This window comes from Actinopolymorpha sp. B11F2 (genome assembly GCF_040195635.1).
Taxonomy (GTDB): Bacteria; Actinomycetota; Actinomycetes; order Propionibacteriales; family Actinopolymorphaceae; genus Thermasporomyces.
Map to the genome: position 1 here is coordinate 37,907 of NZ_JBEFTX010000004.1, position 25,808 is coordinate 63,714.

Annotated in this window: 24 protein-coding genes; 13 read left to right on the forward strand and 11 right to left on the reverse strand. The window is 68.4% G+C overall.

Annotation, left to right across the window (positions count from 1 at the left end; genetic code table 11):
• Nucleotides 1–281: 281 nt before the first annotated feature.
• From ABN034_RS09030 to ABN034_RS09055, 6 genes are all read left to right on the forward strand, one after another.
• Nucleotides 282–1,976, forward strand: coding sequence for an ABC transporter substrate-binding protein (locus ABN034_RS09030; RefSeq protein ID WP_349690544.1), 1,695 nt, complete (start codon nucleotides 282–284; stop codon nucleotides 1,974–1,976).
• Nucleotides 1,977–2,049: 73 nt separating this feature from the next.
• Nucleotides 2,050–3,006 (forward strand): ABC transporter permease, encoded by a 957-nt coding sequence (locus ABN034_RS09035; protein WP_349690545.1) that lies wholly within the window; start codon nucleotides 2,050–2,052, stop codon nucleotides 3,004–3,006.
• Nucleotides 3,003–3,914, forward strand: coding sequence for an ABC transporter permease (locus ABN034_RS09040; RefSeq protein ID WP_349690546.1), 912 nt, complete (start codon nucleotides 3,003–3,005; stop codon nucleotides 3,912–3,914). Before ABN034_RS09035 ends, ABN034_RS09040 begins: the two co-directional genes overlap by 4 nt.
• On the forward strand, nucleotides 3,911–4,978 hold the full coding sequence (locus ABN034_RS09045) for an ABC transporter ATP-binding protein (RefSeq protein ID WP_349690547.1): 1,068 nt from the start codon (nucleotides 3,911–3,913) through the stop codon (nucleotides 4,976–4,978). The genes ABN034_RS09040 and ABN034_RS09045 overlap by 4 nt, the downstream gene beginning before the upstream one ends.
• Nucleotides 4,975–6,060, forward strand: a complete 1,086-nt coding sequence (locus ABN034_RS09050; RefSeq protein WP_349690548.1) for an ABC transporter ATP-binding protein — start codon at nucleotides 4,975–4,977, stop codon at nucleotides 6,058–6,060. Before ABN034_RS09045 ends, ABN034_RS09050 begins: the two co-directional genes overlap by 4 nt.
• A gap of 23 nt (nucleotides 6,061–6,083) precedes the next feature.
• A complete protein-coding gene (locus ABN034_RS09055; protein ID WP_349690549.1) occupies nucleotides 6,084–7,871 on the forward strand; it encodes a gamma-glutamyltransferase family protein in 1,788 nt (595 codons plus the stop codon).
• Between the two features lie 57 nt (nucleotides 7,872–7,928).
• Here ABN034_RS09055 and ABN034_RS09060 read toward each other — a convergent pair whose 3' ends face one another.
• Nucleotides 7,929–8,546 carry a dihydrofolate reductase family protein gene (locus tag ABN034_RS09060; RefSeq protein WP_349690550.1) on the reverse strand — a complete coding sequence of 206 codons (618 nt, stop codon included), beginning with the start codon at nucleotides 8,544–8,546 and terminating at the stop codon, nucleotides 7,929–7,931.
• 381 nt (nucleotides 8,547–8,927) lie between these two features.
• Here ABN034_RS09060 and ABN034_RS09065 point away from each other — a divergent pair, with 381 nt between their 5' ends.
• Nucleotides 8,928–10,022 (forward strand): DUF1835 domain-containing protein, encoded by a 1,095-nt coding sequence (locus ABN034_RS09065; protein WP_349690551.1) that lies wholly within the window; start codon nucleotides 8,928–8,930, stop codon nucleotides 10,020–10,022.
• A gap of 49 nt (nucleotides 10,023–10,071) precedes the next feature.
• On the opposite strand, the gene ABN034_RS09070 is transcribed toward ABN034_RS09065, so the two are convergent.
• The 7 genes from ABN034_RS09070 to ABN034_RS09100 form a co-directional block, all read right to left on the reverse strand.
• Nucleotides 10,072–11,340, reverse strand: coding sequence for an RNA polymerase sigma factor (locus tag ABN034_RS09070; RefSeq protein WP_349690552.1), 1,269 nt, complete (start codon nucleotides 11,338–11,340; stop codon nucleotides 10,072–10,074).
• Nucleotides 11,337–11,693: a YciI family protein gene (locus tag ABN034_RS09075; protein WP_349690553.1), complete on the reverse strand. Its 357-nt coding sequence runs from the start codon at nucleotides 11,691–11,693 to the stop codon at nucleotides 11,337–11,339. Before ABN034_RS09075 ends, ABN034_RS09070 begins: the two co-directional genes overlap by 4 nt.
• A 126-nt stretch (nucleotides 11,694–11,819) precedes the next feature.
• Nucleotides 11,820–12,323 (reverse strand): DinB family protein, encoded by a 504-nt coding sequence (locus ABN034_RS09080; RefSeq protein ID WP_349690554.1) that lies wholly within the window; start codon nucleotides 12,321–12,323, stop codon nucleotides 11,820–11,822.
• A gap of 21 nt (nucleotides 12,324–12,344) precedes the next feature.
• Nucleotides 12,345–12,968: a class I SAM-dependent methyltransferase gene (locus ABN034_RS09085; RefSeq protein WP_349690555.1), complete on the reverse strand. Its 624-nt coding sequence runs from the start codon at nucleotides 12,966–12,968 to the stop codon at nucleotides 12,345–12,347.
• A gap of 62 nt (nucleotides 12,969–13,030) precedes the next feature.
• Nucleotides 13,031–14,791 carry a proline--tRNA ligase gene (locus ABN034_RS09090; protein ID WP_349690556.1) on the reverse strand — a complete coding sequence of 587 codons (1,761 nt, stop codon included), beginning with the start codon at nucleotides 14,789–14,791 and terminating at the stop codon, nucleotides 13,031–13,033.
• Between the two features lie 154 nt (nucleotides 14,792–14,945).
• On the reverse strand, nucleotides 14,946–15,365 hold the full coding sequence (locus ABN034_RS09095; protein ID WP_349690557.1) for an immunity protein YezG family protein: 420 nt from the start codon (nucleotides 15,363–15,365) through the stop codon (nucleotides 14,946–14,948).
• Between the two features lie 13 nt (nucleotides 15,366–15,378).
• A complete protein-coding gene (locus ABN034_RS09100; RefSeq protein ID WP_349326340.1) occupies nucleotides 15,379–15,951 on the reverse strand; it encodes a DNA/RNA non-specific endonuclease in 573 nt (190 codons plus the stop codon).
• 173 nt (nucleotides 15,952–16,124) lie between these two features.
• Between ABN034_RS09100 and ABN034_RS09105 the strand changes: the two genes are divergently transcribed.
• Genes ABN034_RS09105 through ABN034_RS09115 form a run of 3 tightly spaced genes read left to right on the forward strand, consistent with a single transcriptional unit; the run spans nucleotide 16,125 to nucleotide 17,465 of the window.
• Nucleotides 16,125–16,601, forward strand: a complete 477-nt coding sequence (locus ABN034_RS09105) for a YbaB/EbfC family nucleoid-associated protein (protein WP_349690558.1) — start codon at nucleotides 16,125–16,127, stop codon at nucleotides 16,599–16,601.
• 2 nt (nucleotides 16,602–16,603) lie between these two features.
• On the forward strand, nucleotides 16,604–16,939 hold the full coding sequence (locus tag ABN034_RS09110) for a WXG100 family type VII secretion target (RefSeq protein WP_349326338.1): 336 nt from the start codon (nucleotides 16,604–16,606) through the stop codon (nucleotides 16,937–16,939).
• Nucleotides 16,940–16,976: 37 nt separating this feature from the next.
• Nucleotides 16,977–17,465 carry a WXG100-like domain-containing protein gene (locus tag ABN034_RS09115; protein ID WP_349690559.1) on the forward strand — a complete coding sequence of 163 codons (489 nt, stop codon included), beginning with the start codon at nucleotides 16,977–16,979 and terminating at the stop codon, nucleotides 17,463–17,465.
• Between the two features lie 6 nt (nucleotides 17,466–17,471).
• On the opposite strand, the gene ABN034_RS09120 is transcribed toward ABN034_RS09115, so the two are convergent.
• From ABN034_RS09120 to ABN034_RS09130, 3 genes are all read right to left on the reverse strand, one after another.
• The gene (locus ABN034_RS09120) at nucleotides 17,472–18,422 is read right to left on the reverse strand and encodes a DUF389 domain-containing protein (protein WP_349690560.1); all 951 of its coding nucleotides are present in this window, start codon (nucleotides 18,420–18,422) and stop codon (nucleotides 17,472–17,474) included.
• Between the two features lie 77 nt (nucleotides 18,423–18,499).
• Nucleotides 18,500–22,138, reverse strand: a complete 3,639-nt coding sequence (locus ABN034_RS09125; RefSeq protein WP_349690561.1) for a hydantoinase B/oxoprolinase family protein — start codon at nucleotides 22,136–22,138, stop codon at nucleotides 18,500–18,502.
• Between the two features lies 1 nt (nucleotide 22,139).
• The gene (locus tag ABN034_RS09130; protein ID WP_349690562.1) at nucleotides 22,140–22,841 is read right to left on the reverse strand and encodes a GntR family transcriptional regulator; all 702 of its coding nucleotides are present in this window, start codon (nucleotides 22,839–22,841) and stop codon (nucleotides 22,140–22,142) included.
• A gap of 163 nt (nucleotides 22,842–23,004) precedes the next feature.
• Here ABN034_RS09130 and ABN034_RS09135 point away from each other — a divergent pair, with 163 nt between their 5' ends.
• The 3 genes from ABN034_RS09135 to ABN034_RS09145 all read left to right on the forward strand — a co-directional run bounded on the left by ABN034_RS09135 (nucleotide 23,005) and on the right by ABN034_RS09145 (nucleotide 25,721).
• Nucleotides 23,005–24,270, forward strand: coding sequence for an MFS transporter (locus ABN034_RS09135; protein ID WP_349690563.1), 1,266 nt, complete (start codon nucleotides 23,005–23,007; stop codon nucleotides 24,268–24,270).
• 84 nt (nucleotides 24,271–24,354) lie between these two features.
• Entirely contained in the window at nucleotides 24,355–25,212 is an 858-nt protein-coding gene (locus tag ABN034_RS09140; RefSeq protein ID WP_349690564.1) for a putative hydro-lyase, read from the forward strand.
• Nucleotides 25,213–25,322: 110 nt separating this feature from the next.
• Nucleotides 25,323–25,721, forward strand: coding sequence for a type II toxin-antitoxin system VapC family toxin (locus tag ABN034_RS09145; protein WP_349690565.1), 399 nt, complete (start codon nucleotides 25,323–25,325; stop codon nucleotides 25,719–25,721).
• The last annotated feature ends 87 nt before the right edge of the window (nucleotides 25,722–25,808 follow it).

The window sequence follows — 25,808 nt, forward strand, 5'->3', positions numbered from 1 at the left end:
AACGGCCTCCGACACCCGCTCGCCCGCGTGGCCACATCCGGAAGGTCGGAGCGGGTCTCCCGACGGCCCGCTCGCCCTTCACGCCCGGCTGGATGTATCAGTCCGGTGAAGTTTCGAACCGGTTGGTAAGAACTACCGTTCCACCACTTGTCAGACAGTTGCACCGAACTGTCCAATGGCGCGGTGTCTGCCGACCTTGGGGTGGTTTCTCCGCGCAGCATCACCAACGCATCACCAGCGCATCACCAACGAAGGGGATCGGGGTGGCCGGAATGTCATCGGTGAAGCATTTCTCAGGCAGGCGTCCCAAGTCGCGGGAACGGTTGCTGACCCGCGTCCTCGGAGTGGTCGCTGTCGGGGTGCTCGCCGCCGCGGCCTGCTCGCCGGTCGGGCAGGAGACCGACTCGGGCGCTGGCGACAACTCCGCCAAGCCCGACGAGACCGGCGCGGCCCGGACCACGAACGTCGGTGAGCCGGCAGACCCGGCCGCGGTCAAGGAAGGCGGCGAACTCACCCTCGCCCTCTCGGCCGACCCCGACCTGCTGGACCCGAGCCTCGCGCGCTCGCTCTACAGCCGGTACATCTTCAACGCCACGTGCGAAAAGCTCTATGACACCGATGCGGAGGCCAAGGTCGTCCCGCAACTCGCCACGGACCTTCCGGAGGTCAGTGCCGACGGCAAGACCGTGACCATCAAGGTGCGTACGGGCATCAAGTTCGGCGACGGCACGCCGTTCAACGCCGCTGCGGTGAAGACGTCCCTCGACCGCAACCTCACCCTGCCCGAATCGGCCCGGGTGAGCGAGCTTGGCCCGATCACGAAGGTCGAGGCGCCTGACGACGAGACTGTCGTCATCCACCTGTCGGCCCCCTTCGCGCCCCTCACCGCGGCGCTCGCCGACCGCGCGGGCATGGTGATGAGCCCGGCGCAGCTGGACAAGCTGGGCGACAAGTTCGCCACCGCACCGATCTGTGTCGGCGCGTTCAAGGTCGTGAAGCGGGTGCCGCAGAACTCCATCGAGTTGGAGAAGGACCCGAACTACTACGACGCCGAGGAGGTCCACCTCGACCGGATCGTCTACCGCGTCATCACCGACGCGAGCATCCGCGCGGCCAACCTGCGTTCCGGTGACGCGCAGGTCGCCGACAGCGTCTCGACGCAGGACGTCGCCGCGCTCGAGAAGGAGCAGGCAATCACGCTGCTGGAGTCCGAGAGCCTCGGATACCAGGGCGTGACGTTCAACGTCGGCAACGCCGACGGAGTCACCGAGCCGGCGAAGCCGATCGACAAACCGCACGCGAAGGACGCGAAGGTGCGCCAGGCGTTCGACCACGCGATCGACCGCGAGGCGCTGGTGAAGACGGTCTTCGCCGACCTCTACTCGGTGGCCTGCTCACCGATCTCCCCGGCGACCGAGTTCACCAGCGACGCCGCCCAGGAATGTCGCGCCCACGACCCCGCCAAGGCCAAGGAACTCCTGGAGCAGGCGGGTGTGCAGACGCCGTACAAGATCGAGATGCTGGCCACCAACACACCGGATGCGTTGCGGATCGCTCAAGCACTACAGGCGATGGTGAAGTCGAGCGGCTTCGAGATCGTCATCACGCCGACGGAGTTCTCCACTCTGCTCGACCAGCAGGACCGCGGCGACTTCGAACTGCTGCAGCTCGGATGGTCCGGCCGGGTGGACCCGGACGCCAACATCACGAACTTCGTGGGTACGCAGGCCAGCCAGAACGTCTCGGGCTTCTCCGACCCCGAGCTGGACGACCTGCTGACGCAGGCGCGGCAGTCCCAGGACACCGCCGAGCGTGCGGAGCTCTACGGCCAGGTGGCGACCAAACTGCGGGAGCAGGAACCGCTCATCTACCTCTACCGCGCGCGCAACCTGACCGGCGTCTCCGACGACGTGAAGGGGGTCCAGGTGTTTCCTGACGGCGTGATCCGGGTCGCCAGGGCGGGACTCACGAAGTAGGAGCGAACGAGGCGAGGAAGACGAGCGGACCGATCCGCACCGGCAGCCGAGAAGGGAGCGACGTCAGGAACCGATGGGCGCCTATCTCCTGCACCGGTTGTGGCAGTCGGCGGTGACGCTGGTTCTCGCCACAGTCGTCGTGTTCGTCGGGATGCGCGCCCTGCCTGGTGATCCGGCCCTCGCCCTCGCCGGCGAGGAACGCGATCCCGCTTCCCTGGCGGCGATCCGGGCGAAGTACGGCCTCGACGACGCGCTTCCCGTGCAGTACTGGCGATTCGTCGCCAACAGTGTCCGGGGTGATCTCGGTACGTCCATTCGTACCGACACTCCGGTCACCGACATGCTCGCCACGGCGTTGCCGGTCACGCTGGAGCTGTCGATGTTCGCTCTCGCGATCGCGGCACTGGTGGGCATCGCCGCCGGGGTCGCGGCCGCGGTCCGCCGGGGAAGGTTCACCGAATGGGTCGCGAACGGCGCGGCCCTTGCCGGCCTGTCGATCCCGAACTTCTGGCTCGGGCTGATCGCGATCCTGTATCTCGCGGTGGCCGTCCGGCTGTTCCCCGCCTCGGGATTCGTTCCCTTCACCGAGGATCCGGTGGCGAACCTCCACCATCTCGTCCTGCCGGCGTTCGTCATCGGCACCGGTCTGGCGGCGGTCATCATGCGTCAGACGAGGTCCTCGATGCTGGAGGCGCTGTCGACGGACTACGTACGCACCGCACGGGCGAAGGGGTTGCCCACGCACACGGTCATCATCCGGCACGCGTTGCGGAACAGCCTGATCGTGGTCGTCACGATCGTCGGGCTCCAGTTGGGCGCCCTCATCTCCGGCGCCGTCGTCACCGAACGGATCTTCGGACTGCCGGGTTTCGGCAAGCTCACCATCGATGCCGTGTTCCAGCGCGACTATCCCGTCATCCAGGCGGTCGTGCTCGTCACCGCGACGGCGTACATCGTGATCAACCTCCTGGTCGACCTGCTCTACTCGGTGATCGACCCGCGGATCCGGGTCCGGGGGCGGGAAGGATGAGCGGCGGCGACGTGGCGCTCACCCCGGACGTCCAGCAGGCGGGACCCCGGCCGCCGCGGGGGCGGCGCCTGGTGCGGCGGCTGGTGCGCAACCCACTGGCGCTCACCGGGTTCGCCGTGCTCACGGTGGCTCTGCTGGGTGCGTTGCTCGCCGGACTGCTCGCGCCCTATGCCCCCGACGAGACGCATTTCGACGCGGCGTTCACCCCACCTGGCTCGGCCGGCTACCTGCTCGGGACCGACGACCTCGGCCGGGACATCTTCTCCCGCATCCTCTTCGGCCTTCAGTCCTCGCTGCAGGCGAGCGTGCTCGCCGTCGCCGTCGCGCTCGCGGCCGGGGTGCCGTTCGGCCTGGCCGCCGGGTACTCCCCCACCCTCGACGCGGTCATCTCGCGGTTCACCGACCTCGTGCTGGCGTTCCCGTTCCTCATCCTCGCGGTCGGCCTGGCGGCCATTCGCGGGCCGAGTCTCACGAACGCCGCCGTGTCCATCGGGATCGCGCAGATTCCTGGCATGGTGAGAGTCGTGCGCAGCGAGACGCTCCGGCTCAAGTCGCTCGACTTCGTGGCGGCGGCGGTGGTGTCGTCCGCGAGCGACGCGTGGGTGCTGGTCCGGCACATCCTGCCCAACGCGACCTCGGCGATCATCGTGCAGGCGACCGTCGCGATCCCGGTCGCGATCCTCGGCGAGGCGGTGCTGTCCTTCCTCGGCCTGGGCATCCGGCCGCCGCAGCCGAGCCTGGGGACGATGCTGGCCGACGCCCAGCAGTACGCCGCGCGGGCACCGTGGACGGCCATCATCCCCGGGGTGGCGATCATGGTCGTGGCGCTGGCGTTCAATCTCTTCGGAGACGGTCTTCGCGACGCCCTCGACCCGCAGACGTCTGCCAGGAGGGCTAACCGCCGGTGAACGCGTTGCCATCCGTTCCCCCGTCGCCGCCCGCCTCGCCGGCGGAGGCGAGCAAGGTGCTGGCCGTCCGCGATTTCTCCGTACGCTTCAGCACCGAAGACAGTGTGGTGTCGGCCGTCGACCGGGTGGACCTCGACGTCGGCGCGGGCGAGATCGTCGCCGTGGTGGGTGAGTCGGGCTGTGGCAAGAGCGTCACCGCGCTCGGCCTCGCAGGCCTGCTGCCCGGCACCGCCGAGATCGAGGGGTCGGTCCGGCTCCGCGACCAGGAGCTGGTGGGCGCGCCCGAGCGGTTGCTACGCCCGCTGCGGGGGCGCGACATCACCTACGTCTTCCAGGAGCCGATGACCTCGCTCAACCCGGTGCTCACCGTCGGCCGACAGATCACCGAAGTCCTGCACGTACACCAGAAGCTCAGCCGCGCCGCGGCGCGGGCGCGGGCGGTCGAACTCCTCGCCCTGGTGGGGATTCCTTCCCCCGAACGCCGGGTCGACGAGTATCCACACCAGCTCTCCGGCGGCATGCGGCAGCGGGTGGTGATCGCGATGGCGGTGGCCTGCGACCCGACCCTGCTGGTCGCCGACGAACCGACGACCGCGCTGGACGTCACCGTCCAGGCCGGGATCCTCGACGTGATCCGCGACCTGCGCGACCGGCTCGGCACCTCCGTCCTGCTCATCACCCACGACCTCGGGGTGGTGGCCGACATCGCTGACCGCGTGGTCGTGATGTACGCCGGACGAGTCGTCGAACAGGCGCGGGTCGAGGAACTCTTCGCCCGGCCACGACACCACTACACGACGGCGCTGCTCGGTGCGATCCCGACCGCCCGCCGGGGCGACGGAGACCATCGGCTCCAGGAGATCCCCGGGCTCGTCCCGGTCCTGGAGGCGCCGCCCGACCGGTGCACGTTCGCCGACCGGTGCCCAGGTGCCGACTCCCTCTGCCTGTCCAGCCAGCCCACGCTCGCGGAGTCACCCGGCGCCCGGCGCGATCACCAGGTCGCCTGCTGGCATCCCGTTCCTGTGACGGTCCCCGGCCACGACCAGGCGGAGGCGACGACATGAACCGGGCCACGAGCGAGAAGGGCCAAGTGGGCAACGCGATTCCAGCCGGCAGTGCCGGTTCGGCCGACGGCGAGTTCGTCCTCGAACTCGAGGACCTGGTCATGCACTTCGGCCCGGTCCGTGCCGTCGACGGCGTGTCCCTCACCATCCGCCGCGGCTCGGTCGTCGCGCTCGTCGGTGAGTCCGGGTCGGGCAAGTCCACCGTCGGGCGGTGCGTCGTACGCCTGCTCGAACCCACCTCCGGCACGGTCCGGCTGCACGGGACCGACATCACCGGCCTCAGCCGGCGTGGTCTGCGCCCCCACCGGCGCGACGTCGCGATCGTCTTCCAGGATCCCGCCAGCTCCCTGGACCCACGGCTGCCGGTGGGCGCCATCGTGGGTGAACCGTTGCGTCTCCTGCGGCTCGCGCGGTCGAAAGCCGAGCGTGAGGAGATCACCGCCGAGGCGCTCCGCCGGGTCGGGCTGCGGCCGGAGCTGGCACACCGTTATCCACACGAATTGTCCGGCGGCCAGCGGCAACGCGTGAGCATCGCCAGGGCTCTGGCGTCCTCACCGTCGCTGCTCGTCGCCGACGAACCCACGAGTGCACTCGACGTGTCGGTCCAGGCGTCCGTGCTCAACCTGCTCACGGACCTGCAACGCGACCTCGGGTTCGCGTGCCTGTTCATCACCCACAACCTCGCAGCCGTTGAGTACCTCGCTGACGACGTGGCCGTGATGTACCTCGGCAAGCTCGTCGAACACGGTCCGAGTGCGGCGATCTTCGCCACGCCCAGACATCCGTACACCCAGGCGTTGCTCTCGGCGGCGCCCGTGCCAGACCCGGGGCGCCAACGCAGCCGTACCCGCGTCGTCCTGTCCGGTGACATCCCGTCCGCGGTGGATCCGCCGCCGGGGTGCAGGTTCCATACGCGGTGCCCGGTCGCCGTCGCGCGGTGCTCGGTGGACGTGCCGCCACTCCGCGAGGTCACGGGCCGCCAGGTCGCCTGCCATCTTGTCGGCGACGACGGGAGCGGCCCGGACATCCGCGACGCCGTAGGCACCAACACCGGCTCCAGCGCCGGATCCGAGAACGCCTAATCCCTACGCCAGGAGGAGTCCCCATGACGTTCACGACCCGACCGACGCTGCGCGGCACGTTCGGCATGGTGGCCGCGACGCACTGGCTCGCCTCCCAGTCGGCGATGGGCGTACTCGAACGTGGCGGCAACGCCTTCGACGCGGCGACCTGTGCCGGTTTCGTCCTGCATGTCGTCGAGCCGCACCTCAACGGCCCCGGCGGCGAGGTGCCGGCCATCGTCGCGACCGCGGACGACCACATTCCGAAGGTGTTGTGCGGGCAGGGTGTCGCTCCGGCCGGCGCAACGATCGCGCACTTCCACGACCTCGGGCTCGACCTCGTGCCGGGTTCCGGGCCGCTTGCGGCGACGATCCCGGGCGCTGTCGACGCGTGGCTGCTACTCCTGCGCGACCACGGCACCTGGCAGCTGCGCGACGTCCTGGAGCCGGCGATCGGCTATGCGAAGGCCGGACATCCGCTCGCCGCCGGGGCCGCCGCGACGGTCGGGTCCGTCGAGGAACTGTTCCGCGACCACTGGCAGACGTCGGCGGAGCTGTGGCTCCAGGGCGGCGAGCTGCCGCAGGCGCACGCGCTGTTCGCCAATCCGGCGTACGCCTCCACTCTCGAACGCCTGGTCGGCGAAGCGGAGGCGGCGGGTACGAGCCGGGAGGCGCAGATCGAGGGCGCCCGCGACGCGTGGCGGCAGGGCTTCGTGGCGGAGGCGATCGACGCGTTCTCACAGCGGCCGTTCCGGGACTCCAGCGGACGTGACCACAGCGGCCTCGTGACCGGCCACGACCTCGCCACCTGGTCGGCCAACTGGGAGCTCGCCACCACCATGGAGTGGAACGACCTGACCGTCGCGAAGACGCCGGCCTGGGGCCAGGGGCCGGTTCTCCTTCAGGCGTTGGCGATTCTCGATGCGCTGGGTGAACCCGGCGAGCTCGACCTCGGTACCGAACGCGGCGTCCACTTCGTCACCGAGGTGATGAAGCTCGCGATGGCCGACCGGGAGGCGTGGTACGGCGACGTGCTCGACTCCGCGCTCCCTGCCCTGCTGACGAAGCCGTACGCCCGGCGGCGGGCGAGCCTGGTCGGGGCCCTCGCCTCCGACGAGCTCCGCCCCGGCACGCCGCAGGGCCGCACGCCTCGCCTGCCGCAGGCGTACGCGGGACGACGTGGTTCTGGCCAGGACCTCAGCGGCACCATTGGCGAACCGACCGTCGGTGCGACCGGACGTACCCGCGGTGACACCTGCCACGTCGATGTCGTCGACCGGTGGGGCAACATGATCTCGGCGACGCCGAGCGGTGGCTGGCTGCAGAGCTCGCCGACGATTCCCGAACTCGGCTTCTGTCTTGGTACGCGCGCGCAGATGTTCTGGCTGGAAGAGGGGCTGCCGTCGTCGCTCGCGCCCGGCAAGCGCCCGCGGACCACGCTCTCCCCCACGCTGGTCATGCGGGAAGGCCGTCCGGTCCTCGCCTGCGGCTCTCCCGGCGGTGACCAGCAGGACCAGTGGCAACTGTTGTTCCTGCTGCGCCACCTCGCGGGCGGGATGTCGTTGCAGGAGGCGATCGACGCGCCGGCGTGGCACACGGCGAGCTTCCTCGGTTCGTTCTACCCGCGCACGATGGAACCGCGGAGCCTCGTCGTCGAAGACAGGCTCGGCGACTCCGTGATCGCCGGACTCGAACGCCGCGGCCACGTCGTCACCCGCTCCGGCCCGTGGAGTCTCGGCAGGCTGTGCGCGGTGACGCGCGACCCGGACACAGGTGTGGTGGCGGCAGGCGCCAACCCGCGGTCGATGCAGAACTACGCCGTCGGCCGCTGACGCCCCGCCCGCACCGCCGGCGCCAGTTGCCGGCAGTTGCCGGCACCGGTTGTCGGCTCACCTGCGGAGGCGGTACTTCAGGTGGGTGACGTCGGCGGTGTCGACGACCCGTACCTTCTCGAGCTCCACCAGGCTGGGTTGCAGTCGGTCGAACAGTCGGACACCCTGGCCGAACAGCACCGGCACCACGTGCACCTGCAGCTCGTCGAGCAGACCGGCCTCGAGGAACTGCTGCACGGTGGCGGCGCCACCGGCGATGTCGACGTTCCGGTTACCGGCAGCGGCACGGGCCTGATCGAGGGCACACTCGATGCCGTCGGTGACGAAGGTGAAGGTCGTACCGCCTTGTCTGACGAGGACGGGGCGCGGCCGGTGCGTGAGGACGAACACCGGTGCCTTGAACGGCGGGTCCTCACCCCACGGCACCTCACCCGTGTCGAACATCGTCCGGCCCATGACCACCGCGCCCGTCGCGTCGAACCACTCGCCGATGATCTCCGAGTCTCGATTGTGGGCCCCGCCGGTGAGACCCTGCCGCTCCTGCCAGCTCGCCAGTCCGGCGAACCACGCGTGCAGCCATTCGCCGCTGTCGCCCGCCGGGTTGCCCACCCCGGCGTTCGGTCCGGCGATGAACCCGTCCAGCGACATCGCCAGGTCCGCGGTGACTGTGGTCATCGTCTCCTCCTCTGTGCAGTGCACCAGTGTGCGGTGAATCAACGAGCGGCAAACCCGGTGCGGTGAACCCAGGCTCGCTCGGTGGGGACCAGGTGGTCCTTCACCAGGAGGTCGGTTCCGCGGCCCGACCCTCGACATCGACCGACGGACGAGTGACGGACGAATGAGGTCGTACGCCCGAGGATCCCCTCGCGCGACTTCGTCTATGCTGACCTCTGGCGAGCCACCCACGCCGAACCTCCTCAGATCCTCCCCAGCGGGATCGCCTCAGGGGGCAAAGGGGAACCGACCTCGGTGTGGATCATGGTCACCTGTCACCGCGACCGTGCCCGACTTCGCTGGGGGAAGCTCGGTGCAGGGTCATCGGAGGAGACAGGCGACATGACCAGAGAATCTGCCTTCAAACAACGTGTTCGCGCCCGGATGGCGAAGACCGGCGAGAGTTATGCCACCGCCCGGGCCCACCTCCACACTCACCAGGCGCAAGCCCAGGTTGACAACCGCTCGGGCGTCCTGCACGTCACCAATGGCGACGCGACGGTGGCGCCCCTGCGCGCTGCCGGGATCGTGGAACCGATCCTGCCGTGGCGCGACGTCCTCCACGAAGGCCCGGTGCCGAGCGGGCTCGCCGACGCCGAGCTGCGCAGGGTACGGGCGGAGTTCATCGCCGGCGAGGACTGGGGCAACCTCCCGGACATCCTCCGTGGCTTCGAGGACCGCGACCAGCAGCTCGCCGACCATGCAAACGATCAGCTGGTGTTGTGGTTCGAGGCCGATCTGTACGACCAGCTGCAGCTCATCGAGGTCCTCGCCCGGCTGCGCCGGCTCGGCGTCGCACCTGAGCGGATCTCACTCGTCTCAGCGGGCGAGTTTCCCGGGATCGCGCATTTCGGCGGTCTCGGGCAGCTTCAGGCCGCCGATCTTCTTCGGCTCCGCGAGGACGAGATCACCGTCACGCAGGAGGCGCTGGACATCGCCGCCGCGGCGTGGGATGCGTTCACCTCGCCGAATCCGTCAGGGCTCCAGCGCGTCGCGCGCATCGAGTCGCCGGTCCTGCGCTACCTGGGCGAGGCGTTCGGCCGACTCATGCAGGAGTACCCGGCTCTTTCGGATGGGCTTTCCCTTACGCAGCGGCGGATCCTGCTCGCCGTCGAGGACGGCGCCGAGAACGCCGGCGCCGCATTCGCCGAGGTGGGGCGCCGGGAACGCCGACCGTTCCTCGGCGACTGGCCCTGTTTCGCGATCATGCGCGGCCTCGCATCGGGGCGTCAACCTCTCCTTGCGCTTGGTGAGGGTGCGGACTTTGCCAGGCGTACGGTCGAGCTGACCGACGCCGGGAACGAGGTCCTCGCCGGGCGTGCCGACCAGCTTGCGTACAACGGCATCGACCGTTGGATCGGTGGCGTCCACCTGACCGACGCCGAGACCGCCTGGCGCTACGACGAACGCCGGGAGATTCTCCTGTCCCAGCTTTGACTCGAGGATGGCGCTTGCTCCATCGGCCACTCGAAGCGGGTCGATCACGTCACTGGACAGACCTCAGTCGCTCCGACAAAAACTCGCGCTCGGCGTTGTTCTCGGTCAGTTCCAGCGCACGTTGGTATGCCTCAGCGGCCTGTGGCTGACGACCGAGTCGTACGAGCAGGTCTGCCTTGACAGCTGGTAGGTACTGGTATCCGGCGAGTTGCCCGGCGCTCTCCAACGCTTCGACCTCTGCCAGCGCAGCCTCCGGACCGGAGACCTTGGACAGGGGGACGGCCCGATTCAACCCGACAACGGGTGAGGGCCACACGTCGAGCAGCTTGTCATAGAGGGCAACGATCTGCGACCAGTCGGTTTCGTCGTACGACGGCGCCTCGGCGTAGAGGGAGGCAATCGCGGCCTGCAGGACATAGCGCCCCGGCTGGCCGCTGCGTAGTGCACCGACGATCAGATCGTGGGCTTCGGCGATAGCCGCTCGATCCCACCGCGATCGGTCCTGCTCCTCCAACCGCAACAGCCGTCCGTTCCCGGAAACCCGGGTGAAGCGTCGCGCATCGATGACCAACAACAGCGCGAGCAGTCCTCGCACCTCCGGCTCGTCGGGCATCAGCTCGCGCAGCATCCGCGTCAGGTGCAGCGCGAGGTCAACCAGATCGGCCTTCACCAACGCCGCTCCGGACGGCGCGGTGTGTCCGGTCGTGAACAGCAGATGGATCACGCCGAGCACCGCCCCCAATCTGTCAGGCAGCTCGGCTGACCGCGGCACGCGATAAGGGATTCGGGCTCCACTGATCTTCTTCTTGGCTCGGGTGATTCGAGCGGCCATAGTCGGCTCGGAAACGAGAAATGCGCGCGCGATTTCCGGCGTCGTCATCCCGCACACCAATCGCAGGGTGAGGGCAACCTGTGCCTCCTGCGCAAGTGCCGGATGGCAACACGTGAAGATCAGACGCAGCCGTTCATCCGCTACGACGTCTTCTGGATCTTCGCTTTCCCTTTGCAGCTCGTCCATGGCAGTGTCCTCGACCGAGACGTCGGGTTCGACCAGCAACGGCAACTTCGAGCGGAACGTCCGGTCCCGCCGGACGGCGTCCATCGCACGCCGTTTCGCCGCAGTCGTGAGCCAGGCCGCCGGGTTGTTCGGAATGCCCTCGCGAGTCCAGCTCTCCAACGCGGCCGCGTACGCCTCCTGCACGCACTCCTCGGCGAGGTCCAGATCTCGTGCAACGCGCACCGTCGCGGCGACCACAAGGGCCCACTCACGACGGTGCGCGTCGACGATCGCCGATTCGACCGCTGCACGGTCCGTCATTCGGTCGTACGCTCCACGACGCCACCGCTGTGAACGGGCCGTACCTCCACCCCGCCACCCTCGCGAATCGCTGGGTTGGTGCCGGCGATTGCCAGGGCCGCGTCCAGATCCGGCGCCTCGATGATGTAGAAGCCGGCAACGATTTCCTTGGAATCGATGAACGGGCCATCGGTGATCGAGTCGGCACGAATCGAGGTCGCCATGTCCCGAGGGGTCAAGGCGTAGGCCACCAGCATCGAGTTCGCAGCCACCAACTCCTGTGCGTGCTGGTCACAGGACTCGGTGTCAGCAGGCGTGGCCTCCGGAGCGTGGGCGGAGTCATTCGCGTAGATCAGAACCGCGTACTGAGCCATGGCGGCTCTCCTTCCGGCAGGTGCGCTTGGTCCGTACGCCTCTACGTCGGACGACTGACGTGGATTCGACAGACTGTAGGAGAATACGTCGAAAGTCACGTTGCGTAGCCAACGGATCGCGAGTGTTCACGGAGCCTGCGCGGGGATGGCATCGGTGAGCAGGTCGAGATGGCCCGTGTGGCACGCCGTCTCCTCGAGCATGTGCACCATGACCCAGCGAAGTGTCACGGGGCCCTTACCGAACGAGGGGCGGGGCGCGGTGGTGTCGAGTGTGGGAAGTCGGCTGGCGACCTGACGACTACGGGCGCAGGCCGCCCGGTACAGCGCGGAAAGCTCCTCGACTGTGTCGCTGTCCGCCGACTCGAAGGCCCACCGCGGCTGGGTGTCAATCGGCGCAGACGCCCACGGCTCAGGAAGTTCGCCTCCTCCGATCCGCGCAATGAACCAGTGATCCTCCATGTGCGCGAGATGCTTCACGACCCCACCGGGCGTCAGGTCTGTAGCCGGCAAACTCTTCGTTCGCGCCTGCGCGTCCGAGAGCCGTTCGAGTCGCGAGAGTGCCCGGCGACGATACTGATCGAGGAACTGGCCGAGCGTCGTGCGCTCATCGGCGTCGAGCTCTGGGTACATAAGCAGGGCTCCGTGTGGGGTTCAGCGGTGGGGTTTGCTGGCGATCACCCACTGGTAGGTCACATGGCCGCCATGCCAGGTGACGATCTCGTCGGTCAGGAGGGTGAGTCCGGTGTCGAGGAGCATGCGACGGTTGGTTGCTGCCCCGTAGCTGCTGCTGACCATCGGTGCGCCAAGCATGTCATGGATGACGTCATGGTCTCGGTGGCCGAGGCTGGCAAGGAGGTGGCCGCCGGGTCGCAGCCACTCCGCGATGCGCTGGAGCAGGTCTGCGTGCTGGGTGCGCGGGACGTGGGGAATCGAGTAGAAGGCGGTCACCAGGTCGAAGCTGGCGGGCGCGAATGTGACCGTGGACATGCTGGCCTTGATGAACCGGGCCTTGGGAACCTTGCGGCGGGCCAGGTCGAGCTGGGCGGCGGAGATGTCGACTCCTACTGCTTCACCGCGTTCGGCGAGCAGGGCCGTGCAGGGCACGCCGGCTCCGCAACCGAGATCGAGAGCGGCAGGCCGAGTGGGAAAGAGCGTCAGGACCTCGTTGAGGTAGCGCAGGCGCGGGTCGTCCTCGACCTGGTTGATCCAGTCCAGATACCGTGCAGCGATCTCGTCATAGCCGGCTTCGACGACTTCCTCGGAGTTGGGTCCCATCGGCCCGACGCTAACCGGGATCGCACCGATCGCCGATCGATTTTCCGTCCGGTTGCAGAGGATCAGGACTCTGCACAGACCTCGACCAGGTGGTCGACCACATCGTCGATCGGCAGGTCGATCCGCTCGCTGGTTCGCCGGTCCTTGATCTCGACCTTGCCGTCGACGATCCTGCGACCGCAGGTCACGATCGTGGGTATGCCGATCAGGTCGGCGTCGTTGAACTTCTCTCCCGGGCTGGCCGCGCGCCGGTCGTCGAGCAGCACCCGGATGCCCTTCGCATCCAGGTCGGCGGCAAGTCGTTCGGCCACCTCGAACGGTGCGTCGGTCTTGCCGGTCGCCACGATGTGCACGTCGGCCGGGCTGATCTCGCGCGGCCAGATGAGCCCCTTGGCATCGTGGTTGTTCTCCGCGATCGCCGCGAGCGCCCGGCTGACGCCGAGGCCGTAGCACCCCATCGTGACGACGACCTGCTTGCCGTGCTCGTCGAGGACTTTGAGGTCGAGCGCCTCGGCGTACTTGGTCCCGAGCGCGAAGATGTGCCCGATCTCGATCCCGCGGGCCATCGCCAGCGGCCTGCCGCACCGTGGACACGGATCGCCCGCGCGGACCTCGGCGGCGAGGACGGTGCCGTCGCCGTCGAAGTCGCGACCGGCAACGAGATCGACCACGTGCTTGTCGGGTTCGTTGGCGCCGGTGACCCAGCGGGTGCCCGGGACCACGCGTGGGTCGAGCAGGTAGCGCACCTTGGCGGTCTTGGTCTCGCCCAGCGCCTCCGGTCCGATGTAGCCCCGGACCAGCCCAGGGTAGGCGGCGAAGTCCTCGTCCGTCGCCGCGGCGAGGGCGGAGGGATAGACCTGGGCGCCGAGCCGCTTCTCGTCGACGTCTCGGTCGCCCGGGACGCCGACCGCGAGCAGCTCGGAGTCACCGCCGGGGTGGACGACCTTGACGATGACGTTCTTCAACGTGTCAGAAGCCTGCCACGGCCGGTCCTCCCGCCTCAGGTGCGGCTGGGAGTTGAGGTAGTCGACGAGCGAGTCGATCGTCGGCGTGTCGGGAGTGTCCTCGACGTGGGCGGCGGGCGCGTCGGCGTAGGCGAGGGCCTCAGGCACCGGGACGTCGACGGCCTCGGTGTTGCTCGCGTAGTCGCACGAGGTGCACCGGACGTAGGTGTCCTCGCCCACCTCGCACGGCGACAGGAACTCCTCGCTGAGCGAGCCACCCATCGCCCCCGACATAGCCGAGACGATGACGTAGTCGAGGCCGAGCCGGTCGAAGGTCTGCTGGTAGGCCACACGATGCTTGTCGTAGGACCTCTGCAGCCCGGCGTCGTCGATGTCGAACGAATAGGAGTCCTTCATCGAGAACTCCCGCCCGCGCAGGATCCCGGCCCGGGGCCGCGCCTCGTCGCGGAACTTCCACTGGACCTGGTAGATCGACAGCGGAAGGTCTTTGTAGGACGAGTAAAGGTCCTTCACCAGCAGGGTGAAGATCTCTTCATGGGTCGGGCCGAGCAGCATGTCGTTGCCCTTGCGGTCACGCAGCCGAAAGAGGAGGTCGCCGTACTCGGTCCAGCGGCCGGTCCGTTCGTACGGCTCACGTGGCAGCAGCGCCGGCAGGTGGATCTCCTGAAAGCCAGCGGCGTCCATCTCCTCCCGCACGATCCGCTCGACGTTGAGGTAGGTACGCCAGCCGAGCGGCAGCCAGGAGTAGATGCCCGGCGCGGTCCGGCGGATGTAGCCTGCGCGCACCAGCAGTCGGTGGCTCGGTACCTCGGCGTCCGCCGGATCCTCGCGTAGCGTGCGAAGGAACAGCGTCGACATCCGCAGGATCACGGCATTTTCCCCTCAGTGGGCTCATGGCGTCATCGCCATGTGACAGATCCTGCCGAGGATACCGACACCATGGCGGCAGCACGCCACGGGTTTCCCTCGCGCCGCACCCAGAGGACTGCGCTGGCAGCTCGTTGACACCGGGCTAGGGCGTGTCGGCGGGTCTCGGCATCCAGGCTGGGATGAGCTCCCGATCACGGGGGAACTTCTCGAGATCCTCCAGATAGTCCTCATCGAGGACACCGGTGAGGTTGGGCTTGGAGTCGTAGTCGAAGTCGACGCCGAACTTCCCGCTGCTGTCCATCTGGAACCGGGCCTTGTACCAAGCTCCCTTGCCGGGTTCGTACATCTCGCCGCGAAGCTCCGTGAAGAGGGGATAGAGCTCGTCGGGCACCTCGAAGGCAACCAAGTCCCCACCCGCTGCCGTGTAGGCGCAGGCGAAGCGGGACGAGAAGTCGATCATCTCGCACTCGACGTCCACAGACTCCCACTCGTCCGGGAGTTCATCGACGAGCGCCTGGCCGATTGCCTGAAAGAGCTCGCCGTGATCGTTGTGGTCCGCCACCAGGCTCATCCTCTCAGCGGTTCGCGAACACTTGCGTCACCGTACGCGAACCTCCGTTTGGCTCGGTGACGGTATGGGTCACTTTGAACCAATCAGGCCGTTCCCCGTCGCCCTGGTACTTCGGGACGATCTTAACGTCCACCTGGTTGCCGGCGAGCAGCTCGCGTTCCCATTGGTCCTCCATAGCCTGCCAGCGACCGCCACTGTTGAGTCGTCCGGTCATCGGGACCATGTTGATGCCTTCACCGGCGCCACCGAACCGGGTTCCGAACAGGTGACCACCGTGGTCACCAGGGCGCCCCACGCCGGTTCCCGCCATCTGCTGCTGGCGCCGGTGCCGCGAGCCCTTGTTCAAGACCAACCGCCCTTCGGCACGGCTGACTCGCCCGCGCCCGTCGGTCATGTAGACGTAGTTGCTGCCCGCACGCGGGTTGTAGACGTGATGGATCTCGTTGGGCTTCCACCGGTTGTGGATTCTCCTGTGCTGCCGGTAGCGCATGATGTTCGGATTCCAGTTGCGGGAGCGCCCCGCGCCCTCCACATGCACTCTGGGCCGATGCCCAGACATCTTCTCCAGCTTCCGCACGATCGCGCGTGCGATCTTGGTAGATCCGCGCGCCCCGCCTCGCACCCGTGCCACAACAGGCCCTCCCGTCATCGGGTCTGCGGACAATTTATGCTAAGGAGACGATCACGTGAAACTTGTTCACAGGGTTGCGGTACCGAAACGATCACGCCTTGGTTACCCTCGTAGAAGCCATGACGAGGCCGACATGGCTGGTGTCGCACACGATCGGGGGTACTGCGATGGCGGACGTCAGCGCAAGCGATTTCGACCGGCTCTTCAGCGAGTCACTCGCCGCCCTGCGACCGATTGTCGAGCAGGACGACGAGAGTGACGAACGAACAGAACAGGTCCGCGGAGTCGGTGAAGCGCTCGACGGCCACGTCCGGGTCACAGCGAAGCCAGGTGGACAGCTCGAGTCGGTCGAGTTGAACCCGCGGGTGCTGCGCTCGGACTCCGAGTCGCTTGCCGAGGCCTTCCTGACCGCCGCAAACGCCGCGCTGGAAGATCTCCAACAGCGCCTTTCCGCCGCACTGCCTGACGTACCCGACCAGCAACAGCTGATGGAACGTCTGCAGGAGTTCCAGAACCAGTCAGTGGCCCAGATGCAGCGTTACCTGACCGCCATCGCCGACGTGCAGGACCGGCTCGACCGGGATGACAGGGGCTAGCCATGGCAGGAGAAAAGGTCGACGTCGGCTGGACGCAACTCAACCGCGCGGCTGGCGACGTCGACGAGGTGGCACAGCGACTCGGCCGCGAACTACGGGCCACCCAGGATGAGATCGCCGGCTACGGCCAACCCTGGGGCGGCGACGAGCTCGGCATGCTGATAGGTGCGACGCACGACGCGGTGTCGGAGCTCGCGTTCGAGAAGCTCGGCGAGCTCCAGGAGGACCTCGTTTCGCACGCCGAGGCGCTCGACGGTGTGGCGGCGACCTACCGCGACAACGAGACGGCCGGGCAGGAAATGTTCAACCAGGTGGGCAACGGCCTGGACGCCGTCTGATCGGGCGCCCGGCGATTTGACAAGGGGGTAGGCACAAGTGGGACTCCAGCTTCCGGGTGAGCTGGTCGGCGTGCTGGGCGTGATCGGCATCAACTGGCCCGAGGCCGATGAGGAGAAGCTGTTCAAGATGGGCCAGACCTGGCTCGAGTTCTCAGGCAACCTCGGCGGCATCTCCACCGACGCCGAGAAGGCCGCCCTCCAGGTGTGGACTGGCCACGAGGGTCCGGCCGTCGAGGCGTTCAAGCAGATGTGGGACGAGCACGGTGGCACCAGGAATCTCGACATCGCGTCGAACGCCGGCATGGGGTTCGGTCTCGGGCTCTTCCTCTACGCGGCGATCGTGCTGCTGCTGAAGATCAACGCCATGATCCAGCTGGTGATCCTCGCCATCGCGATCGCCCAGGCGATCGCCACCGCCGTGGCGACATTCGGCGCCTCGCTTGTGCAGATCCCGATCTTCCGCCAGATCACCAAGACGATCATCGAGACCCTGCTCGAGTCGGCGATCTGGCAGGTCATCGGCTGAGTCCGGTCAGCTGGTCGGGCGGCGAGCAGCGACCAGCCGGCGCACCCTCCGCCCTCCGTGCTTCTGCACAAGCAGGGTGAGAACACCGGCCAGCACGATGGCGCTCATGTTGATCGCCAGCTGGGTCGCCGAGCCGGCCATCTCCGCGCCGTCGGCGAACGCCAGCGCCAGCGCGAAGTTGCCGACCGCGGGCACCGTCGTGACCGAGATGAAAACGCCGACCAGCGCACCGGACTTCGCCGACGTGAGCGACAGGATGCCCGCGGTGCCGGCGATGAACGCCACGACGAACGACCACCGGTCAGGCGTCCAGATGAACCCGGTGAACGGGCGTGGCTGGGCGAGGACCGAGCTGTCGATCCACCCGAACCACGCCGCGAGCAGACAGGCAAAAGCCGTGACGAGGACGGCCGTGACGAGGCCAACGACGAGCGTGACCAGGGACGTACGGATCAGCGCGAACCGCCGATGGACGATGCCCACGGCGATACCGGCGAGCGGCCCGAACTCCGGCCCGACGACCATCGCGCCCACGACGAGGATGGCCGAGTCGAGGATGACCGCGATCGCCGCGAGGGTCGCCGCGATGGAGAGGAACCACACGAAGGTCTTCGACAGAGCGGCATCGGACTCGGTGCGTTCGACCACCTCGTCCCAGATCACCGCGTCGGCGCCTTCGCCGGGTGCGGCCCGTTCGGCACGGTCGGCGGCAACGGACACGATGGTGTCGATGGGTTCGAGGGCGATCGCGCCGGAGACGTCGATGCCGATGCCCCGAAGCGCCTGGAGGACCTCCTCGACCGACTCGCGCGCCAGGTCGGCGGCGATCAGATCGCCCTCCGGCCGCAGCGAGGCCGCCGGAACCACGGACAGGCTCGCGACACCGGCGCAGCTGTCCAGCAACCTCACGACCTCAGTGGTGAGCGCCGGCGGCGACGTCACCCGCAGATGTAGCACGCGGGCCATCGTAGGGCGACGATCCCAGCCTCAGCGGGCCGCCTTGCCGCCGTCCGGTGCCGAGAGATGCCAGCAAGCTAATTGCCGATCGGCGGCCCGTAGCCCCCGCCGGCGGGGGTCTCGACGACGAGAACGTCGCCAGGGCCCGCGTCGACGGAGTCCGCTCCGGCCATCTCCACCACGGTCCCGTCCGCCCGCTCGAGCCGGTTGCGTCCGAGGGCGCCTGGCTCTCCGCCCTTCAGACCGTACGGAGCAACCCGACGGTGGCTCGACAAGGTGCTCACCGTGACCGCCTCGGTGAACCGCAGTCGCCTGACCGCCCCGTCGCCGCCGCGCCAGCGACCGTCACCGCCGCTTCCCCGGCGGATCGCGAAGCTCTCCACCAGCACGGGGAACCGCCACTCGAGCACCTCGGGATCGGTAAGGCGCGAGTTGGTCATGTGCGTCTGCACGACCGGCGCCCCGTCGAAGCCGTCGCCCGCGCCCGACCCGGACGCGACCGTCTCGTAGTACTGGTGCCGCTCGTTGCCGAAGGTCACGTTGTTCATCGTTCCCGAGCCCTCCGCCTGGATGCCGAGCGCTGCGTAGAGCGCGCCGGTGACCGCCTGGGACGTCTCGACATTGCCGGCGACGACCGCGGCCGGGAACTCCGGAGCGAGCATCGAACCGTCCGGCACGACGATGCGCAGCGGCCGCAGGCAGCCGTCGTTGAGCGGGATGTCGTCGTCGACGAGAGTACGGAAGACGTAGAGGACCGCCGCCTTCGCCACCGACGCGGGCGCGTTGAAGTTCGTGTCGAGTTGGGCCGTCGTCCCGGCGAAGTCGATGGTCGCCTCCCGGTTCGCCCGGTCGACGGAGACCTTCACCCTGATCAGTGCGCCCGAGTCCATCTCGTAGGCGTACTCGCCGCCGTCGAGGGTGTCGATGACCTTCCGGACCGACTCCTCCGCGTTGTCCTGCACGTGTCGCATGTACGCCTGTACGACGTCCAGCCCCACGTGGTCGATCATCGCGCGCACCTCCTGGACACCCTTCTCGCTGGCGGCGATCTGGGCACGGAGGTCGGCGATGTTGGTGTCGGGACTACGCGAGGGATAGGGCGCCTCGGTGAGCAGCCGGCGCGTCTCCTCCTCACGGAACCGCGGCCGTCCGTTGTCACCCTCACCGTCGACCAGCAGCCAGTTGTCGAAGAGCACACCCTCCTCGTCGACCGTGCGACTCAACGCCGGCATCGAACCGGGTGTCAGCCCACCGATCTCGGCGTGGTGGCCGCGTGAGGCGACATAGAACAGCACGCGACTGCCCCCAGGAGAGGCCGCCGTGTCGTAGACCGGCGTCACGACCGTGACGTCGGGCAGGTGGGTGCCACCGTGGTACGGATCGTTGACGGCGTAGATGTCGCCCGGCTTCATCCTCTCGCCACGACGGGCGATGACCTCCTGCACGCTCGCGCCCATCGAGCCCAGGTGGACCGGCATGTGCGGCGCGTTGGCGATGAGGTTGCCGTCGGGGTCGAAGAGTGCGCAGGAGAAGTCGAGGCGTTCCTTGATGTTGACCGACTGCGCGGTCGACTCCAGGCGAGCGCCCATCTGTTCGGCGATGTTCATGAAGAGGTTGTTGAAGATCTCCAGCAGCACCGGGTCGACGGCGGTGTCGAGTTCCTCGTCCTCGACCGGCGCACGGACGCGTTCCACCTTCAGATGGCCGTGGTCGGTGACGGTGGCGGCCCAGCCTTCGTCGACCACCGTGGTCGCGTTGGCCTCGGCGATGATCGCGGGCCCGGTCACCGTGTCGGTCGTACGAAGATGCTCCCTGCGGTGCAGCGGAGCGTCGAGCCAGCGGTCGCCTGCGTACATCCGGATGGTGTCAACCTGGCCTTGCGCGGGCCCGGAGTCGTCGTCGCGCACGTGCGAGAGATCGGGCTGCTCGGTGAGACCGACGGCCTCGACCGACACCGCCTCCACGGTGAGCGGTTGGTCCATGAGATAGGTGTAGGTACGCCGGTAGCTGGCTTCGAACTCCGCCACCATCTCGTCCAGGTTGGCGAGCGTCACCGGTAGTGCGGTGTCGGTGCCCTCGTAGCGCAGGTGGGCCCGGCGGATGAGCCGCAGCCGGTCCGGTCGTACGCCTTCGTCCAGCAGTTCGTCGCTGGCGGCGTCGGCCAAACTGTCGGCGACTTCCGCGAGGCGCGGCAGCACGGCGTGGTCGAGCCGGGACTCGACCGACTGTTCCCGCATCGTTGTCGTGTCGGCAAGGCCGATCCCCAACGCCGACAGGACTCCCGCCATCGGAGGTACGAGCACGGTGTGGATGCCGAGTGAGTCCGCTACCGCGCACGCGTGCTGCGCGCCCGCCCCGCCGAACGTCGTCAGCACGTACTCGGTGACGTCGTGGCCTTTCTGGACCGAGATCTTCTTGACCGCGTTGGCCATGTTGGCGACGGCGATCCGCAGGTAGCCCTCGGCGACCTGCTCGGGGCTGCGGTCGTCGCCGGTCTGGGTCGAGATCTGCTTGGCGAGTTCGGCGAACCGCCGCTGCACGACGGCGACGTCGAGCGGCTGGTCGCCGTTCGGGCCGAAGACCTGGGGGAAGTACGCCGGCTGGATCCGGCCGAGCATGACGTTGGCGTCGGTGACGGTGAGCGGGCCACCGGCGCGGTAGGACGCCGGACCGGGATCGGCGCCGGCGGAGTCGGGCCCCACCCGGTAACGGGCGCCGTCGAAGTGCAGGATCGACCCACCGCCGGCTGCGACGGTGTGGATGTCGAGCATCGGCGAACGCAGCCGGACACCGGCGATCATCGTGGTGGAGACGCGTTCGTAGGTGCCGGCGTAGTGCGACACGTCGGTCGACGTGCCGCCCATGTCGAAGCCGATCACCTTCTCATAGCCAGCGAGCCGCGACATCCGCACCATGCCGACGATGCCGCCTGCCGGGCCGGACAGGATCGCGTCCTTGCCGCGGAAGTGCCCCGCCTCTGCCAGGCCGCCGTTGGACTGCATGAACATCAGGCGTACGCCCGCGAGCTGGCGTGCGGTCTCGTCGACGTAGGTCCGCAGCCCTGGCGAGAGGTACGCGTCGACCACAGTCGTGTCACCGCGCGGCACCACCCGCATCAGCGGGCTCACCTCGGCCGACGACGACACCTGACCGAAGCCGATCCGCTCGGCCAGCTTGGCGATCTCCTGCTCGTGCTGGGGGTAGAGATGGCTGTGCAGGCAGACGATCGCGACGGCGCCGATGCCATCGTCGTACGCCTGTCGCAGCAGCTCAGCGAGATCGTCAAGGTCAGGTTGACGCAGGACGGCTCCGTCGGCGGCGATCCGCTCGTCGACCTCGATCACGCGTTCGTAGAGCAGGTCCGGCAGCTCGATGTGCCGGTCGAAGATGCGCGGGCGGTTCTGGTAGCCGATCCGCAGCGCGTCGGCGAATCCCTTGGTGATGACGAGAACGGTGCGCTCTCCGGTGCGCTCGAGCAGGGAGTTCGTCGCGACCGTCGTCCCCATGCGGACCGACTCGACGAGCTCCGCGGGCACCTGTTCGCCCGGGCCTAGGTCCAGCAGCCGGCGAACCCCCTCGACCGCGGCGTCGGTGTAGCGCGCCGGGTTGTCCGAAAGGAGTTTGTGGGTACGCAACGAACCGTCCGGACGGCGTGCGACCACGTCGGTGAACGTGCCGCCCCGGTCGATCCAGAACTGCCAGGCGCCGCGCTCCATGTCAGGCCCCCTTCGTGCGTTCGGAGTAGGCGTCGAGCAGCTGGGCCAGCGCGTCGTCGAGATAGCGCCCGAGCAGCCGTTCGGCCACCTTGCCCTTGCCGGCTTCCAAAGCGCCGAGGATCTCGACGTTGCGGGCGAGGTAGGGCTCGTGGAACCGGCGCGGGTCGGCCATCGCGTGGAAGACGAGACGAAGCTCGGCAAGGAGCCCGCGCATGATCTCGTCGATGCGGGCGCTGCCGGCAAGCGCGCCGATCGCCTGGTGGAAGCGGATGTTCGCCGTCCCGAGGTCCTGCCATCCGCGACGGCGCGCGGCCCCACGTCCCGCCTTGACCGCGTCCCGCAGCGCGCCGAGGTCCGGCGATGGCGAGCCGACCGTGCGGACCGCCGCGCACTCCAACAGCCGGCGTAGCTGGAACAGGTCGACCACGTCCTCGACCGACAGCCGGCGGACGAACACGCCTCGGTTCATCTCGTGCACCAGCAGGCGTTCGTGCGTCAGCAGCCTGAACGCCTCGCGCAGGGTGTTGCGGGAGACACCGAGCGCGCGGCCGATCTCGTCTTCGGGCAGACGGTCGCCGGGCGGGAAGAAGCCCTCCGCGATCCGGTCGCGGAGGATGTCGGCAACCCGGCCCGCGGTGCTGGTCCGTCCCAGCAGAGCCCGATCGCCTTCGAGTCCGGACCGGACCGCGACCCTCGCCGCCATGAACATCCTCCGCCATGGATCTTGTGGAATCGTTCAACAATCCTTACGGTGAACCATAGCATCGAGCGATACGTCACGCAGCAATCCACCTCGCGCCGGCGTCGCAACGTGGCCCACCGACGCGGGGACTCCTGCTCACCTCATCCTCATTGTGAGGTCACCCATGACGTCGCCATCAGCACAGACTCTCGTTCCCGAAGACGACCGCGCCTTCGCGTGGTTCCGCACACTCGGCCCGCGCGGACGGCGCGCGTTCGTCGGCGCGTTCGGCGGCTGGGGACTCGACTCCTACGACTTCCAGATCCTCCCGCTCGCGCTCGCCGCCATGACCGCCGCCCTGGGACTGACCACCGGACAGGCGGGTCTGCTCGCCACGGTCACCCTCGTCGTGTCGGCCGTGGGCGGCGCGGTGGCCGGCGTTCTCGCCGACCGCATCGGGCGCACCCGCATGCTCGTCATCACCGTCGCGACGTACGCCTTCTTCACCGTCCTGTGCGGGTTCGCACCGAACTACGAGACCCTGTTGGTGTTCCGCGCCCTGCAGGGGTTCGGCTTCGGGGGTGAATGGGCGACCGGTGCCATCCTGGTCGCTGAGTACGCCCGGTCCCCTCACCGCGGCCAGGTCCTGGGCTGGATCCAGAGTGCCTGGGCGGTCGGCTGGGGCCTCGCCGTCATCGCCTACACCGTGGTGTTCTCCCTGGTGTCAGAAGACCTCGCCTGGCGGGTGCTCTTCTGGACCGGCGCGATGCCGGCGCTGCTGATCCTCTACCTCCGGCGCAGCGTCACCGACGCACCTGTCGCGACAGAGCGGCGGCGCGGCACGACCGCCGGTTCGTTCTCCGCGATCTTCCGCGGCAGGTTGGCCTCCACGACGTTCTTCGCCGCACTCCTCGCGACCGGTGTGCAGGGCGGCTACTACACCCTCGCCACCTGGCTGCCGACCTACCTGAAGAACGAACGGGAGCTCACGGTGGTCGGCACCGGCGGCTACATGGCGTTTCTCATCTCCGGCGCGTTCGCCGGTTATCTCACTGGCGGGTACCTCACCGACCGGCTCGGCCGGAAGCGCACGTTCACGTTGTTCGCGGCGCTGTCCGGGGTGCTGCTGCTGGCCTACACCCAGATCCCGACTGGTGCGAACACTCTCGTGCTGGTCCTCGGATTCCCGTTGGGGTTCAGTGCGTCAGCCATCTTCAGCGGGTTCGGTGCGTTCCTCGCAGAGCTCTACCCCACACAACTCCGCGGCACCGGACAGGGCTTCACCTACAACTTCGGCCGCGCGATGGGCGCGTTCTTCCCGGCGGCGGTCGGGTTCCTGGCGGCGAGCGTCGGCCTCGGAGGCGCGATGACCTTCGGGGCGGCGGCGTACGCCATCGCCGTGCTCGCGCTGCTCGGCCTGCCCGAAACCCGAGGCCGCGAACTCACCTGACGGGGCCAGGCTCAGCTGACAGGCCAACCTCCTCTGACAGGCCCACCTTCTCCAACAGATCGGAAAGGGGCCGCCATGTCCACCATGGCTTCCACACCGGCGAGCGCCGGAAACGCCCCTGCCGCGGGCGCCGCCCTCGCCGAGCTCAGCCCCGACACGACAGGGATGGCCTACATCCCGCCGGCCCGGGCGAGGGCGCTGTTCCGGAAGGGAACCATCGCGCCGACCGCAGGATGGTCGGCCGGCTTCGCCCAGGCCAACCTGATCGCCGTGCCGTCGGACTGGGCGTACGACGTCCTCCTCTTCGCGCAGCGCAACGAGCGGGCGTGCCCCGTGCTCGACGTCACCGATCCGGGGTTGGCCCGGACCGAGCTGGCACCCGGCGCAGACCTGCGTACCGACCTGCCGGCGTACCGCATCTGGCGTGACGGCTCCCTCGTCGACGAACCAGGCGAGGTAGGGCGCTACTGGCGACCGGATCTCGTGGCTTTCCTCATCGGCTCGAGCTTCACCTTCGAGGCGGCGCTACGCACGGCAGGACTGCCCCTGCGCCACGTCGAGGAGGGTCGCAACGTCCCGATGTACGTCACGACTCGCCCCTGCCGGCCGGCGGGTCGGCTGCGTGGGCCGCTTGTCGTGACCATGCGGCCGATCCCGTCGGATCTGGTCGCCACGGCGGTGCGGGTCACGGCCGCGATGCCGGATGCTCACGGCGCGCCGGTCGCGGTCGGCAACCCGGAGGCACTCGGCATCGCCGACCTCGGACGGCCGGACTTCGGTGACGCCGTGACGATCCGGGAGGACGAGGTGCCGGTGTTCTGGGCCTGCGGAACGACACCCCAGGCGGCAGTCATGTCCTCGTGTACGCCCTTCGCGATCACCCATGCACCGGGCCACATGTTCGTGACCGACATTCCCGACACCGCCTACCGCTACACCTGACCACGGCTCCCCACCGCGACCGGGCCGATACCCCACCCGCGGGGCCCGGTCAGGAGCGATCACGAAAGTGGCCGGCTGGTCAGCGAGATGCGCGACGACGAACGTTACTGATGATCTACCTCGACACCGCAGCACTGATCAAACTCATCCGGCCGGAGCAGGAAAGCAATGCCCTGGTGGACTGGCTGGAACAACGGCGACCTGAACCGCTCGTGGCATCGGCTCTTGTCGAGGTCGAGGTGCCGAGGGCCTTACGCCGGAGCGAACCGGAGCTCCTCAGCGCGGCACCGGCCGTGCTTTCGCGCATCGCGCTGTACGACCTCGACGACCTCGTACGCGCCACCGCGGCGGCATATCAGGACCCCGCCCTCCGGTCACTCGACACCATCCATCTGGCAACCGCTTCCGCCGTCTTCGGCGACGAGCTGACAGCATTCGTCACCTACGACAAGTGGCTGCTCGCCGCGGCCAAGTCCATCGGACTCCCCATCGCGCATCCCGGCGCCTGACAGCGGTCCGGATCGCCACCCGGCCGGTCGCGACGGCCTCGGCGTCCACCTCGAGCCGGGAACCGGGAACCAGGAACCGGGAACCGG

Bases quoted from the DNA above. Each gene is read 5' to 3' on its own strand.
- ABN034_RS09145 (WP_349690565.1), top strand. From the start codon at position 25,323: ATGATCTACCTCGACACCGCAGCACTGATCAAACTCATCCGGCCGGAG.
- ABN034_RS09035 (WP_349690545.1), top strand. From the start codon at position 2,050: ATGGGCGCCTATCTCCTGCACCGGTTGTGGCAGTCGGCGGTGACGCTG.
- ABN034_RS09040 (WP_349690546.1), top strand. From the start codon at position 3,003: ATGAGCGGCGGCGACGTGGCGCTCACCCCGGACGTCCAGCAGGCGGGA.
- ABN034_RS09075 (WP_349690553.1), bottom strand. From the start codon at position 11,693: ATGGCTCAGTACGCGGTTCTGATCTACGCGAATGACTCCGCCCACGCT.
- ABN034_RS09060 (WP_349690550.1), bottom strand. From the start codon at position 8,546: ATGACCACAGTCACCGCGGACCTGGCGATGTCGCTGGACGGGTTCATC.
- ABN034_RS09050 (WP_349690548.1), top strand. From the start codon at position 4,975: ATGAACCGGGCCACGAGCGAGAAGGGCCAAGTGGGCAACGCGATTCCA.
- ABN034_RS09135 (WP_349690563.1), top strand. From the start codon at position 23,005: ATGACGTCGCCATCAGCACAGACTCTCGTTCCCGAAGACGACCGCGCC.
- ABN034_RS09055 (WP_349690549.1), top strand. From the start codon at position 6,084: ATGACGTTCACGACCCGACCGACGCTGCGCGGCACGTTCGGCATGGTG.
- ABN034_RS09130 (WP_349690562.1), bottom strand. From the start codon at position 22,841: ATGGCGGCGAGGGTCGCGGTCCGGTCCGGACTCGAAGGCGATCGGGCT.
- ABN034_RS09110 (WP_349326338.1), top strand. From the start codon at position 16,604: ATGGCAGGAGAAAAGGTCGACGTCGGCTGGACGCAACTCAACCGCGCG.
- ABN034_RS09080 (WP_349690554.1), bottom strand. From the start codon at position 12,323: ATGTACCCAGAGCTCGACGCCGATGAGCGCACGACGCTCGGCCAGTTC.
- ABN034_RS09140 (WP_349690564.1), top strand. From the start codon at position 24,355: ATGGCTTCCACACCGGCGAGCGCCGGAAACGCCCCTGCCGCGGGCGCC.
- ABN034_RS09065 (WP_349690551.1), top strand. From the start codon at position 8,928: ATGACCAGAGAATCTGCCTTCAAACAACGTGTTCGCGCCCGGATGGCG.
- ABN034_RS09090 (WP_349690556.1), bottom strand. From the start codon at position 14,791: ATGTCGACGCTGTTCCTTCGCACGCTACGCGAGGATCCGGCGGACGCC.
- ABN034_RS09125 (WP_349690561.1), bottom strand. From the start codon at position 22,138: ATGGAGCGCGGCGCCTGGCAGTTCTGGATCGACCGGGGCGGCACGTTC.
- ABN034_RS09070 (WP_349690552.1), bottom strand. From the start codon at position 11,340: ATGACGGACCGTGCAGCGGTCGAATCGGCGATCGTCGACGCGCACCGT.
- ABN034_RS09085 (WP_349690555.1), bottom strand. From the start codon at position 12,968: ATGGGACCCAACTCCGAGGAAGTCGTCGAAGCCGGCTATGACGAGATC.
- ABN034_RS09105 (WP_349690558.1), top strand. From the start codon at position 16,125: ATGACGAGGCCGACATGGCTGGTGTCGCACACGATCGGGGGTACTGCG.